At 26.4% G+C, this 12,327-nt stretch carries 15 protein-coding genes; 4 read left to right on the top strand and 11 right to left on the bottom strand.

Annotated elements, in window-relative coordinates; genetic code table 11:
* The first annotated feature begins 1 nt into the window (after nucleotide 1).
* Nucleotides 2-1,588 carry a peptide ABC transporter substrate-binding protein gene (locus tag BLO14_RS04430; RefSeq protein WP_091973404.1) on the top strand — a complete coding sequence of 529 codons (1,587 nt, stop codon included), beginning with the start codon at nucleotides 2-4 and terminating at the stop codon, nucleotides 1,586-1,588.
* A gap of 146 nt (nucleotides 1,589-1,734) precedes the next feature.
* Here the strand turns inward: BLO14_RS04430 and BLO14_RS04425 are convergent, their stop codons facing one another.
* The 5 genes from BLO14_RS04425 to BLO14_RS04405 form a co-directional block, all read right to left on the bottom strand.
* Nucleotides 1,735-2,274 (bottom strand): hypothetical protein, encoded by a 540-nt coding sequence (locus BLO14_RS04425; protein WP_091973402.1) that lies wholly within the window; start codon nucleotides 2,272-2,274, stop codon nucleotides 1,735-1,737.
* A 187-nt stretch (nucleotides 2,275-2,461) separates the two neighbouring features.
* On the bottom strand, nucleotides 2,462-2,656 hold the full coding sequence (locus tag BLO14_RS04420) for a hypothetical protein (RefSeq protein ID WP_091973400.1): 195 nt from the start codon (nucleotides 2,654-2,656) through the stop codon (nucleotides 2,462-2,464).
* A 131-nt stretch (nucleotides 2,657-2,787) separates the two neighbouring features.
* Nucleotides 2,788-3,204: a hypothetical protein gene (locus BLO14_RS04415; protein ID WP_091973398.1), complete on the bottom strand. Its 417-nt coding sequence runs from the start codon at nucleotides 3,202-3,204 to the stop codon at nucleotides 2,788-2,790.
* A gap of 299 nt (nucleotides 3,205-3,503) precedes the next feature.
* The gene (locus BLO14_RS04410) at nucleotides 3,504-4,856 is read right to left on the bottom strand and encodes a PBSX family phage terminase large subunit (RefSeq protein WP_091973396.1); all 1,353 of its coding nucleotides are present in this window, start codon (nucleotides 4,854-4,856) and stop codon (nucleotides 3,504-3,506) included.
* 3 nt (nucleotides 4,857-4,859) lie between these two features.
* The gene (locus BLO14_RS04405; RefSeq protein ID WP_091973394.1) at nucleotides 4,860-5,453 is read right to left on the bottom strand and encodes a hypothetical protein; all 594 of its coding nucleotides are present in this window, start codon (nucleotides 5,451-5,453) and stop codon (nucleotides 4,860-4,862) included.
* Nucleotides 5,454-5,559: 106 nt separating this feature from the next.
* Between BLO14_RS04405 and BLO14_RS04400 the strand changes: the two genes are divergently transcribed.
* The 3 genes from BLO14_RS04400 to dbpA all read left to right on the top strand — a co-directional run bounded on the left by BLO14_RS04400 (nucleotide 5,560) and on the right by dbpA (nucleotide 7,509).
* Nucleotides 5,560-5,868, top strand: a complete 309-nt coding sequence (locus BLO14_RS04400) for a hypothetical protein (protein WP_236736391.1) — start codon at nucleotides 5,560-5,562, stop codon at nucleotides 5,866-5,868.
* Between the two features lie 385 nt (nucleotides 5,869-6,253).
* Nucleotides 6,254-6,814, top strand: a complete 561-nt coding sequence (gene dbpB, locus BLO14_RS04395) for a decorin-binding protein DbpB (protein WP_091973389.1) — start codon at nucleotides 6,254-6,256, stop codon at nucleotides 6,812-6,814.
* Between the two features lie 119 nt (nucleotides 6,815-6,933).
* Nucleotides 6,934-7,509 (top strand): decorin-binding protein DbpA, encoded by a 576-nt coding sequence (gene dbpA, locus BLO14_RS04390; RefSeq protein WP_091973386.1) that lies wholly within the window; start codon nucleotides 6,934-6,936, stop codon nucleotides 7,507-7,509.
* Between the two features lie 150 nt (nucleotides 7,510-7,659).
* Here dbpA and BLO14_RS04385 read toward each other — a convergent pair whose 3' ends face one another.
* From BLO14_RS04385 to BLO14_RS04360, 6 genes are all read right to left on the bottom strand, one after another.
* Entirely contained in the window at nucleotides 7,660-8,091 is a 432-nt protein-coding gene (locus BLO14_RS04385) for a DUF261 domain-containing protein (RefSeq protein ID WP_091973383.1), read from the bottom strand.
* 321 nt (nucleotides 8,092-8,412) lie between these two features.
* Nucleotides 8,413-8,607, bottom strand: coding sequence for a hypothetical protein (locus BLO14_RS04380; RefSeq protein ID WP_091973380.1), 195 nt, complete (start codon nucleotides 8,605-8,607; stop codon nucleotides 8,413-8,415).
* 273 nt (nucleotides 8,608-8,880) lie between these two features.
* Nucleotides 8,881-9,426, bottom strand: coding sequence for a chromosome replication/partitioning protein (locus BLO14_RS04375; RefSeq protein WP_091973377.1), 546 nt, complete (start codon nucleotides 9,424-9,426; stop codon nucleotides 8,881-8,883).
* 29 nt (nucleotides 9,427-9,455) lie between these two features.
* Nucleotides 9,456-10,208 (bottom strand): ParA family protein, encoded by a 753-nt coding sequence (locus BLO14_RS04370; protein WP_091973374.1) that lies wholly within the window; start codon nucleotides 10,206-10,208, stop codon nucleotides 9,456-9,458.
* On the bottom strand, nucleotides 10,184-10,768 hold the full coding sequence (locus BLO14_RS04365) for a DUF226 domain-containing protein (protein WP_091973371.1): 585 nt from the start codon (nucleotides 10,766-10,768) through the stop codon (nucleotides 10,184-10,186). Before BLO14_RS04365 ends, BLO14_RS04370 begins: the two co-directional genes overlap by 25 nt.
* Nucleotides 10,769-10,815: 47 nt before the next feature.
* Nucleotides 10,816-12,012 (bottom strand): plasmid maintenance protein, encoded by a 1,197-nt coding sequence (locus tag BLO14_RS04360; RefSeq protein ID WP_091973368.1) that lies wholly within the window; start codon nucleotides 12,010-12,012, stop codon nucleotides 10,816-10,818.
* Between the last annotated feature and the right edge of the window lie 315 nt (nucleotides 12,013-12,327).

Here is a 12,327-nt window from a genome sequence, read left to right as displayed (position 1 = left end):
TATGATAATAAAAAAAATATTACTTTTAACACTACTCATTGCAATTGCAATCTCGTGCACAATTTCTAAAGCAAAAGATGATCTTCTCTTTGGGGTTGGAATTGGAAACGAACCAACATCACTTGATCCACAGTTTTGCAGCGACAGATTGGACAATTTAATTATAAATGAACTATTTATAGGGCTTTTAAGGGGTGACCCTAAAACAGGTGGATACAGACCAGGACTTGCTAAAAATTGGGACATTTCTTTAGACAACACTTGCTATACATTCCATTTAAGAGACGACATTTATTGGAGTGACGGAGTTAAAATAACAGCAGATACTATTAAAGAATCGTACTTAATGGCCCTAGAAAGTACTGAAGATCTACCAAATATTAGCCTATTAACATCAAAAATAAAAAATGCAAAAGAATTCCACACAACAAAATCAAATGCAGATGAAGTTGGAATAAAGGTGATTAATGAGAAAACCTTAGAAATAACTCTTTCCAAACCAACAATATATTTTCTTGATATGCTTACAAACCCAATATTTATACCTATTCCTACTCACATTGTTAAAAAGTTTGGAAATAAATGGACAAGTGCAGAAAATATGGTTACAAGCGGGCCTTTTAAACTAAAAAGAAGAATCTTAAACGAAGAAATATCTCTTGAAAAGAATAAAAAATTTTATGATGCTAAAAACGTTGCTATTAGCGAGATTACATTTGTTACTATAAACGACACCCGCAGAATTTATAACATGTATGAACACAACGAAATAGATGCTGTTTTTAACAGTATCCCGTTAAGCCTTATTAATGAACTTATCTTAAGAGAAGACTTTTATTCAGCTGACATTAACGAAATTGGTTTTTTTTCATTAAACACAAATGCAAAACCTCTTAACAACGCAAAAGTAAGAGAAGCATTGTCTCTTGCAATCGACAGAGAAACATTGGTCTACAGAGCACTTGATAACAACTTTAAAGCAACAAGAAAAGTAAGCCCCAACTTTAATAATTACAATTATGGTAAAAAATTAAAACTATACAACCCACGAAAAGCAGAAAAACTTTTAGCCGATGCTGGATATCCGGATGGGAAAAAATTTCCAACTCTTACAATAAGATACACTAAAAATGAACTTGAAAAAGAAATTGCTATTTTTATTCAAAACCAATGGAAAAAAGTTTTAAATATTGATGTAGAAATTGAGCCTGAAACACTAAATAGCCATATATCAAACATTCTAAAAGGACAATATGAGATCTCAATAAGGTCCTGGCAAGGAGATTATTTAGATCCCATGGCATTCTTTGATATATTTGAAACTAAAAACTCACATCTTGCATCTTATGGATATTCAAATCCTGAACTTGACGAACTGATAAGTAAATCTGAGATCGAAACGGACGAAAAAATAAGATTAGAATTATTTAAAAAGATTGAAGAAATAATTATTGAAAATGATCACCCAGTAATTCCAATATACAATGTTGCGGGAAACTATCTTTTTAAAAATGATAAATGGACGGGATGGAACACAAACAATTCAGAAAGATTTGCTTTATCAGAAATAAAACCTTTAGACGAATAGATGATTTTTGTAAATAGAGTCATTAATTTTAGGCTCTATTTACAAAAAACTTTTTTTAATAACCGTATAAGTTAATAAATGTTTATTTTTTTGCTTGCTCAACTTAAAACTGTTTCTGTTTTAAAATTATAAGATAAACTTGAAGCTTATTTTTGCATTAGCACTAAAGAACTTTCTTTTAAATAAGCTAAATCCTTTAAAACCTTATTAAAATCAATGCTATTGCTTAGAATGTAATTACATATTTCTCTTAATTTTTCATCTATATCTGAATATTTTTGATTTAAAAGTCGTAACTCTGGCTGTGGATCAAAAACAGCATGACCGCCTCCGCTTAACATGCTAAGCTTGCTCAAACTATTGCTACTTTTTTCCATTAAACCATGCTGTATTTTTAAAATCTCTAATATTTTGTTTAAAAGATTAATTTTTTGTTCACTATATTCGCTAAAGAAATTACTAACTTTAATCTCACTATAATTAGAGATTCTAGAGCTTATTCTATCGGTAAGACTTTTGAATTTTCTTTGAATTTTTAAAATAGCGCTCTCTCTTTCAGCTAAAGAGAATTCAGTAAAATTTAAATCATATTTATTAAAATTGCCTTTTTTCATACTAGAGAAATCATTTAAATAGCAAGAACTTACCACTATTACCAATATATACACATAAGTATATCTCTTCATGTATATTCTCCTAATTAAAATTCAATTTATTTCAAAACCATAAAATATTTAAATAACTATTTAAATAACTAAAAACATGAATCTTTTACATAAATCCACCAATCAACTTAAATATATTGCTTAATATTAAAATTACTTTAAAATTTTTAATAAGTTTAATTCTTTATATTTGATCTTTTTGTTTGATTTAATTCCTTCTGTTTCTACGATATCGCTCTCTAGCCCTTAATTTAAGTTTTTCTCTGTTCTTCTGATAATATTCTCTGTTATAATCAGAGGTTTTCTTTTTATTACCGGATAACAAATCTTTATTGTGTTGACTATTAGTAGAACTACAACCAAAAAGCCATATTAAAAAAAAAAGAAAAAAAGCCATTCTCATATTTCTCTCTCCTTGAAATACATTTGAATAGATAAAAAAATGCCTGATTGGTCTTTTTAAATTAAAAAAATATTAAATAACACATTTTTAAAATAAATTTATTTAAATTTTGTTAACTTAAATAAGTTTCACTAGTCAGATTCAACAAACTTATTAAATTCATCTGATAATTTCTCAAAATCCTCTGCTGTGTAATTAAGCTGTTTTAGCTTAGATTCAAAATCGCTTTTTAAAGCATCTAAATCAGATTTTCTATTTTCTGATTCTGTGGGTTGTGATTCTTTAGAGTTTATGTATTCAAATCCAATTGAAAATAATTGCAAAATAACATCTCTTTTAGAATCACTAAATCGATAGAAATATTTATCAACCCTAGCTATTTTTTTAGAGTCACCACCCAATTTGCTTTTAATAGTGTTTATAATCTTTAATCTTTGCTCATCTGTCAAATTTGATACTTCTCTGTCTTTAGCACCTGAAAATGCACTACAGCTAATCAGAAAAATCAAAGCTGAGAATAAATACATAAAAAAAAATCTATTTCTCATAGCAACGCCTTAAAATAAAAATTTTAAAAATTTATAGAAACTCTATTATAAATCATATAAATAAAATTTCCCAAACAATTAAACTAAAAATCAATTTTTCAAAACTTTTAAAAGATTAAATCTTAACCTTAAATTATTTAAAAACAGTTGCATTTTTTAAATAATAAATTTAATTACTTTAAATTTATTTACTTAACCTTAAGTTAAGGCAAACCTTAACCAAAATCAGCAAAAGAAATAAAAAATTTTAAATATCTATTAAACAAAAAGGAAAATTGATAACTACAATTTAAATCAAATCATAAATATTTAAACTTGCCGAAATGAAATAGTTTTTCTTTATAACTTAGCGTTAAAAGAAGATAAGCATTTGCAAGAGAATCAAGTGCGTCATCTTTTGTTTTGCCGTCTCCTTTGTAGCTGTAAATATCAGTTATTACATTTTTGCTTATTATTTTTAAAAATTCTATTTTTTGGCTTTCAAATAAAGGAATAAGAGCACAAATTCTTTTAAATTTATTGCTCAAAGGCTTTATTGGAGCAACTTTAAAATAGCAAATGCTCTTATTTCTCAGAAAAAGAATTGTCTTGGTTAAAATTCCATCTCCTTTGGTGCTATCTCTCTCTTCAATATAAACAGTATTTACATTGAAATTTTCTATTAAAACTTGAATGGAGCCTAGCATTAGACTATCACTTACTGGTTTTTGGTCTTGATAAATATATGCATAAAACTTCTCAAAAGTGCGCTCTAAAACACAAATAGCCGTATTGTCTCCTCCTACCGAGAATGCAGGATCAATGTACATTATTGGACTTTTAAATTCATAATCTTGATTGAAAATCATTTCATTAAATAGTGCAGATTCATTTAAAATCCATTCCCCATAAAGCACTCGGGCCTTATAAGCGGGAAAATGTTTGTAAAGCTTTTCTTGAGTTTGAATAAAATCTGCTGAATTTAAAGGATTGTCATACGTTGTGAAATTATATGTTTTAAAAACATCTGTATTCTCAATATAGTCTGTTTTAAAATAATGAGCTGGACTTTCGGGATTTGTATCAAAAATAATGATTGCTTTACCCTTTCTAAGCCTTTTTAGCACCTCAAGCAAAGTTTCTTTGTGAATTACTGTTGCTTCATTTACATAAATTATTGCACTATTGCCCCCTCTAATCTTAGAAAAAGCATCTCTGTTTTTACCCCCGTAAATATTAAGCTCAAGCCCTGCTATTTTACAAAAAGATTCACCGCTTTTCTTTTTTTGATAATCAATTCTTAACAAATCGCAAATCTTTTCTATTTGCTTTATAGTATTCGTCATTAACAAACCAATAGAATTGCCTATAATAAAATTATTAGTATCTTTCTCATAAAAAGACTTGTTTTCAATTAACTTTTTAACAAGCAAATATGAAGCTAAAAACGTCTTACCACTTGCAATCCCACCACTAAATATTACTTTTGAATAATCGTGACTTTCTATATCAACAAGCACTTCTTTTTGTTTATTGGTTAAATATTTGTTTTCAAAATCTTTAAAACAAATATTGGTTGATTTTGGCTTAATATAATCCAAAATGTTAATATTGAACTTATTTTTAAACTTTTTTTGTAGATTAAGAAATGTTAAGGATTTCAAGAATTTCAAATTTTACCCCAATTTTAAATTCTTACTATTTAAAATAGATTTAAGTTTAACAAGGGCATTATAATCCTCTCTCATGCAAATATTAATAAGCTCCTTTTCAAGATCTTCTCTCTTTTTGATCTTATCAGCAAGCTCTATTTCAAAACTTTCATTACCCTTGAAACCTTTTTTTTTGTTGCTATCAATCTCGCATTGAAGCTTGCTAATTTTTAAATCCAAGATTAATACATCTTTTTTTATTGATTTCAAATTAAGATTTTTATATCTGTTGTGAGAATCAATAAAAGAACAAACTATCTCGTAAAATAGTCTTTCAGTCTCGTTTTTAGCATTTTCCAATTCACAAGCCTTTTTTGTAGTAAGTAGTATTAAATTGTTAAAATTATCCTCATTAAAAGATGCTCTAGAAATACTCTTTACTGCTGAGTCACTAGAAAAAGGATCACTTTTACAAACAAAATCATTGGATTTAAAATATTTGTTTCTAGCTTTTGCCACAAAAGATTCGTCAACACACAAAATTTCAGCAATGTCTAAATCTTTTAAACCTTTTTTAAATAAAAAAATATATTCTTCTTTTCTATTTTTAAATATCATTATTTTATTTTAATTAAATTTTTTTAAAAACTCAAGAAAAATTAAATGTTTTTCATTAGGAATAATTAAATTAATGAGATATATTTTTTAAATAGAATAAAAATAAATGGTAAAGGAGAAAGAAATGTTTAAAATAAAATATATTTTGCTGCCAGCACTAATGTTATCCTGCAATATGGACAACAGGGGATTTACCCAAGAACAAGAAACAAGAATCAAGGAAATCGTTGCTACCGAACAAAATGAAGCACTAAAACAGTTAATAGAAGCTGCTGGCAACAACACATCTAATGAAAGTTTACTAGACATAATAATTAAAGGAAAAAATAAAATAGTCTCTGGAGCACAAAAAACAGGACGATTTTTTAAAGGCTTAAAAGATGCCGTCTCTAAACCTGCTACTCCTTCTCCTTAATTAAACAACAGTCAAAGTAGTCAAAAGAGAAGCCAATAAATTGCGGGAGCATGGCTTCTCTTTTCTTTTTAAGACCTAATTTTTTTAGATCTTTGATTTTATTTAGAAAATAATTAATTTACAATATTTTATCAAACTGGCATTGAATCTTAAAATCAAAAACTAGCTTGTAACTCCAAACAATGTTATTGCTAAATTTGCATAAAACAAATTTATGCCCCCAATAAAAACAATTCAAAATGATACACTTTAAAATAATTTTCGAATTTTAGCACAAATCCAAAAATTATTTTAACTTTGTTGGCCATTTTAGCTCATTTTATTTCCAATAAAATGGGCTAAAATTTAAATTTAATATTAAATATTTTAATAAGGAGGTAATAAAATGAAAAAATTTAATTTAATAATCGTAGCTTTGTTTGTTGCTCTGTTGACATCCTGTAATTTTGAATTAACGGAAAAAACAGAAGAAATAAAGATGGCACTTAAATCATCCTCCAAGGATGTAAAAGACAAAATTTCGCAAATAAGAAAGGAAGCCGCTGAAAAGGGTGTAAATTTTGTAGCTTTTACAAACACTGAAACCGGTTCTAAAGTGACAAACGGAGGATTAGCCTTAAGAGAAGCAAAAGTACAAGCCATTGAAGCAACAAGAAAGTTTCTTAAGACAATAGAAGAAGAAGCTTTAAAACTTAAGGAACATGGAAACAGTAGTGAGTTCTCGGCTATGTTTGATTTAATGCTTGAAATCGTAGAATCATTAGAAGAGATTGGAATAAAAGCAAAAGACTCCGTTTTAGCGGAAGTTGAAAAAAATCCTATAAACACAGTCGAAAGATTGCTTGAGACTAAGGTGCAAATAGAAAATAATCTAGAAAAGATTAAGAAAAAACAAAACCTTAACGGTGAGGAGAAAAAAAACAATAAAATCAAAAAAAAGAAATAAATCTTAAAATATTGTAATTAGAATGCGTTAAAAACAAAATTTTAGCGAGTCTTAATTTTACAATTTAATATTTATTTAATACTTTTGTTTAAATTTAAATTCAAGAAAAAGGATACTGTATGACTAAATATAATAAAAATTTTAAAAATTTACTTAAATTAACTTTACTTGTTAAACTCTTTATAGCATGTGGCTTAACAGGAGAAATGAAAGCTAAATTAGAATCATCAGCTCAAAACATTCAAGATGAAATAGATCAAATTGCAAAAGAGGCTGCTGAACAAGGCGTAAAATTAGAATCTCACACAGATAAAGCGACAGGCGGTAAAGTATCAGAAAACCCATTCATATTTAAAGCAAAAATTAGAGCTATTACTGTAGCAGAAAAATTCCTAAAAGCAATAGAAGAGGAAGCTACCAGCATTAAAGAGAGCGGAAATAGCAGCCAATTCTCAGCAATGAATGACTTAATGCTTAAAACCGCAGCATCACTAGAAAAGATTGGAATACAAAATATGACGGGAACGGTCTCAAAGGCAGCTGAAAAAACTCCTCCAAATACAGCTGAAGGGGTTCTTGAGATTGTAAAAGCAATTAAAGAAAAATTTCAAAGGGTTTATAAAAAAAATAAAGACGCCCTTGATAACCTTGAGAAAAAAAATGCAAATAATACTAGCAATGGTTCCTCTACATAAGCACTTTTTATACCTAACTTTAAACAATAGTCCAAACAACCTAAAACCGGTTTTAGGTTGTTTGGACTTAATAAGTCTAATATAATTTTTACAATGCATTTGCATTAATAATGCTACGAAAAATGTTAATAAAAAACCACATTAACATTTTCAAACAAAATAATTAAATATTCTTTTTGATACTATTTTAAATTTCTTTCCTTTAGATTTTAAATCAAGGCTGTCATAAAGCACTTTATTGTTATCCATTGCAATAAAATGAACAAAAGCCTGATCTTTTGGCTTAATCGCTGTTATTTCAAACTCTTTGCCAGCTACAGGAAAATAAAGCGGATTTTCATATCTAACCTTAGAAAATATTTTATAACACTCAAGAATCTTACATGGATTTAAAATATAGCAATCATTTCTAATGTAACCTAATTCCAAAAACCGTTGATAATTTAAATTAACGTCTTTTGCCTTAAAATCAAAACCTGTCAGAATAAATATCCAATAGTGCAAAGACAAAAAATAACATCCAGACTTTTGAATGTCTTTAAACAGATCTTTATTGCTTTGTAATATTTTTTCAATAAACATTTTTTAATTCTCCTAAGATTTTAAATCGTAAAAATGTTTACTATTTAAAATCAAACTCCTTAAAACCCATTAATCAAGTCGATAAAACTATGAATTTTGGTGTTTTACTTTTACTCATATTCGAATAAAAGACTTAAAACAAATTGTGAGTACACTCACAATTTGTTTTTCATGTATCTTAAAATAAACAATTTATAAATACAATTTTTAAATAACTGAACATGTCTGTCCATTTTTATTTACAAAGAACAAACATTTGGGATCTCTTATAAAGACACGCCATTAAAATCTCTAAAACATTGACAATCTAATATTTTGTTTTTACATTTTAATGGACTGCACATCAATAATAAATCTCAATTTAGAATCTAAAAGCTTAATAAGAAAATATTTGGTTTTAAGAATAATCTTTAATATTACTAAAACCAAGCCACTCAAACACATTGTTTTAATAGCAAAAGCTTTAATTAAAAATTTGCAATATTCTTTCCTTTTAATCTTATTAAGCCTTATCATCTTAACCCCTAATATAAGTTTTTTACTAATATTATAGTATAAAAAAATTTGTGTTTTGTAAATACTTTTCTAAATTTTTCTAAATTTTTATAAAATTACTCTTAAAAATAAAAACTTCCAATCAAAAGTTAAAGGGTTTATTGGATTTTCTTTCTAAAGAATCCCCAATAAACCCTTTAAGGTAACAGGTCCTTATATTAAGAGCGACACATTGCGTGTCAGTCTGTACCTATAAAGTATACACTAACTTTTCAAGTTTTGCAAATAAATATTTCATTTTCGTTTGCTTCTTGAAGTTTCGAATTCTTTAATTATTTTTAATAAAAAATCTTTTTCCTCAAAAAAAATTTTTTCCAAAAGAAAGCTAGTAAGCTTAGCATTTTTTTTATAAAAAGAATAAGATTCTTCCTTTTTGAGCTGAAATCTTAGTGGTTTTATTGGGTTTTGGTTAGATTTTTTTAAACTCGGACTTTCTTTTGTTTTAAGCAAACAAATTGTCTCATTAATCCCGTTTTTAACTACATACTTTTCTTCAATTAACCCTTCTTCTATTGCTGTTGCAATTTTAAGATATTTATATGTTTGAGTTCTAGCAAGTCTGTAGTCTCTTGCAAAATCATCAAAACTAGAATAGTTGTCAAGTTTATAATATTCTTTATCTTTAATTTCTTTTAAAACTTTCATTGCTTCTAGTTTGCAGTAAATTTCTTTTTGAAAATTGATTTTTAATTTTTCTTTAAGCTTGTTGTAATGAACAAGCGCCTGTTCTTCTTCTCTAACACTCTCAGATAAATTTCTTTTGTTTATTTTTATATCCACTTGTGTTTCTCCTTTACAACTGAGTACACTTAGTGTACGTAACCTGATTTATTTAAAAACGCAGTAAGCGTGTTTTGGTACTCTATTATGTAATCCTTCGTCAAATCAAATATGTCATTTTTTGCTATTCTTTTGTTCAAATCTTCTCTCTCAGACACTGTCCCTAAAAAATTACTATTTTTTTCTAAAACCTTTAAAAGTTCCTTATGAGTGTTGTTTTTTTTAAATTTAGTGTTGATCAAATACATTGGCAAAGTTAATAATAGCTTGTTCATAAAAAAAGTAAAAAGATCTAAACTCTCAACTGCCCATTTTTCTGCTGTTATTGGTATTATTATATAATTACTGCACACAAGAGCATTTGTTAAAGTAAAATCTAAGCTGGGATTCGTATCAAGTATTATATAATCATAATGATTGCTAAGTAATTTTAGCTGTTCTTTTAATTTAAATTCTTTATAAGGAATAGACTCTGAATTAAATTTATGTAATGTCAAATAGCTTGGAATTAAATCCAAGTTTTTATTAATAGTTATTAATGCATTATCTATATGTAAATTTGATATTAACACTTCGTATATATTTTTGTTTATTAGATCTACATTGTTGTCTTTAATTTTTTTAAAAAAATAGCTTGTTGTTGAAGCTTGAGTGTCAATATCTATTAAAAGAACTTTACATTTGATTGAAAGTAATGTAGCAAAAATTAAACTTGTTGTGCTCTTACCAACGCCACCTTTTATGCTTGCAATCGTTACTACTTTTGTCTCTTTTTTATCCATTCAGGAATAATTCCCCCTTTTGATAATTTTTTGTTATAAAAAATGTAGAGTTCGTTTTCTAATTCTAGAAGAATATTTAAAAGCGTGTTGTAATAAGGGCTATTGACCCTATCCTTTTTAAGTAAAATATGAAGACCGTTTAAATAACAAAAAACAGACCCTTTTTTAAACTTAAATTCAATATATTCACATTTTCTTAATGTATAAGTTTCTTTTTTGTTGAAATTCTTTACAATAAATGCTTTATCAAGCTTTCTTATTCCATAATAAATTCCTATAAATTCATCGTCTTCTCTTAAAGAGAATAAATGAAACATACTTATATCTTCTATGTTAAAGATTCCCCTTAAAGAAAGGAAAAATTTTGTGGGTTCGTTTTTACTTATTCCAAATGTATAAAAGTCATTAAAAATCTTAGTATGGTATATTTTTCTACCTTTAACCTCCTCAATCTTAGAAAAGACATTGGCCTTTTTTTCTTTTTTAAACTTTGATTTATTATCTATGTTTAATTTTAATTCTTTTTGTTTTTGCTTTAATCGTTCAAGTAAAGCCGTCATTTTTTTCCTTTTTCCTTAATAACAGAGCTAAACTTTGCATTTTATTTTCAGCTCACTATTTTAATCAAATCATTATAGTAGGAATTATCAAATACCTTGCTATATTTAAGATCGGGCTCATTCTCAATGAATGTCTTTAAAGTAGGAATTAATTTATCATTATCTACTTTATGCCTTAACTGTTCTAATAATATACTAAAAATGTTGTTTTTTATACTTTTAAGTCTTTCTTTTTTGTCTTGAATTTTTGGGACTTCTGTTTTTGCCCTTTTGACCAACTTATCTAAATCTGGATATTTTTTATGTTCTATTATGAAATGTGGCTTTGTTTTGTAAATTTCGTATGTTTTGCTGAAAAACTTATCGAGATCTTCTTTTTTATATTTCTCATTTTCTAAATCTATTATTTTCTCTTCAAGTATTTTTTTTAAAATTTCTTTTTTGTTTTTGTATTTTTTATTTTTTTCTTTTATTTTATTTATTAGCTTTTTGTATCCGTTGTTTTTAAAAAATTTACATAGGTATCCCGGGTTGTTTATGTTTTCTTTTATTACGTTTGATAGATGCTTTTCAATGCTTTTTGCATCTATTTCTTTTAGATCGTTTTCAATATGCTTTAGGTTTCTTAAATGGTAGATTTTAACCTTATGTGTGGCTTCTAAAGCCATTATTAGATTTGGAATTTCTGTCTTAAAATTACACTTACTTAAATATTTTTTTAGCATGTCATTATTTGTTGTTTTTTTGTAATTTTGGTGTACGTTTCTATATTCTTTATATTTATATATATTATTAGTATTATTAATACACTCCCATTTAACACTACCATTTATTTGATTGAATTTTTTTATTCTTTGCATAAATTCGTTAATTTTATTAGTTGTTTTTTCTTTAAAGTATGTATTAATTATTGAATAGCATTTTTCTTTTTCATATTTCAGTTTATAATAAGTTTCACTTCCAGAATTTTTTCCCAAATGTTTGCAGTAGTTTAGTGTGACTTTAAATTTTTTCTCTAGTGTATATAAATAGTTTTGTAGTGTTTTTAGTTTTATGGGTTTTTGTTTATTTCTTTCAAGGTTTTTATTTAGAAAATAGAGTATGTTTTTTTGTGTGTATTTTTTAAAGTTTGAGTTTATAAAGTTGAGAGTAGAGATTAATACAATCAAGTTGTGTTGGAAATTCTTTGTAGTTTTTTTTACCTTTTTTGTAGTGTTTAGTGGTTTTTGTTTTGATTCTTTCAATTTTATACTCCTAATATAAGTAATTTCTTTAATTCTAAATTAATTAATAGTACAGTTTCTTAAAAAAGTAAAGTATTTTTATATAAAAAATAAAAAAAAAGTATATTTAATGCATATTTGTTAAATATACTTTACAAAATTAAGTTTTTGTAATAAAATATAAGAAAGAATTGACTTATATTAAGAGTAAATTATTTTTACGCGTTAATTTTTATTTAAAATAGTAAGCTTATTAGCGATGGGTTTAATTTTATTAAGAATTTAGATTATTTTTTATTTTATCCTTCATTCAAGAGTTAGACTTGAGTGAAGGAA

This window comes from Borreliella japonica (assembly GCF_900099615.1).
Classification (GTDB): domain Bacteria; phylum Spirochaetota; class Spirochaetia; order Borreliales; family Borreliaceae; genus Borreliella; species Borreliella japonica.
Note: the sequence above shows the minus strand (reverse complement) of the source record. Positions and strands in the feature narration are given on the sequence as shown.

Excerpts from the sequence above, each read along its gene's own strand:
- BLO14_RS04430 (WP_091973404.1), top strand. The coding sequence starts at position 2 with ATGATAATAAAAAAAATATTACTTTTAACACTACTCATTGCAATTGCA.
- BLO14_RS04425 (WP_091973402.1), bottom strand. The coding sequence starts at position 2,274 with ATGAAGAGATATACTTATGTGTATATATTGGTAATAGTGGTAAGTTCT.
- BLO14_RS04420 (WP_091973400.1), bottom strand. The coding sequence starts at position 2,656 with ATGAGAATGGCTTTTTTTCTTTTTTTTTTAATATGGCTTTTTGGTTGT.
- BLO14_RS04415 (WP_091973398.1), bottom strand. The coding sequence starts at position 3,204 with ATGAGAAATAGATTTTTTTTTATGTATTTATTCTCAGCTTTGATTTTT.
- BLO14_RS04405 (WP_091973394.1), bottom strand. The coding sequence starts at position 5,453 with ATGATATTTAAAAATAGAAAAGAAGAATATATTTTTTTATTTAAAAAA.
- BLO14_RS04400 (WP_236736391.1), top strand. The coding sequence starts at position 5,560 with ATGGTAAAGGAGAAAGAAATGTTTAAAATAAAATATATTTTGCTGCCA.
- dbpB (WP_091973389.1), top strand. The coding sequence starts at position 6,254 with ATGAAAAAATTTAATTTAATAATCGTAGCTTTGTTTGTTGCTCTGTTG.
- dbpA (WP_091973386.1), top strand. The coding sequence starts at position 6,934 with ATGACTAAATATAATAAAAATTTTAAAAATTTACTTAAATTAACTTTA.
- BLO14_RS04385 (WP_091973383.1), bottom strand. The coding sequence starts at position 8,091 with ATGTTTATTGAAAAAATATTACAAAGCAATAAAGATCTGTTTAAAGAC.
- BLO14_RS04380 (WP_091973380.1), bottom strand. The coding sequence starts at position 8,607 with ATGATAAGGCTTAATAAGATTAAAAGGAAAGAATATTGCAAATTTTTA.
- BLO14_RS04370 (WP_091973374.1), bottom strand. The coding sequence starts at position 10,208 with ATGGATAAAAAAGAGACAAAAGTAGTAACGATTGCAAGCATAAAAGGT.
- BLO14_RS04365 (WP_091973371.1), bottom strand. The coding sequence starts at position 10,768 with ATGACGGCTTTACTTGAACGATTAAAGCAAAAACAAAAAGAATTAAAA.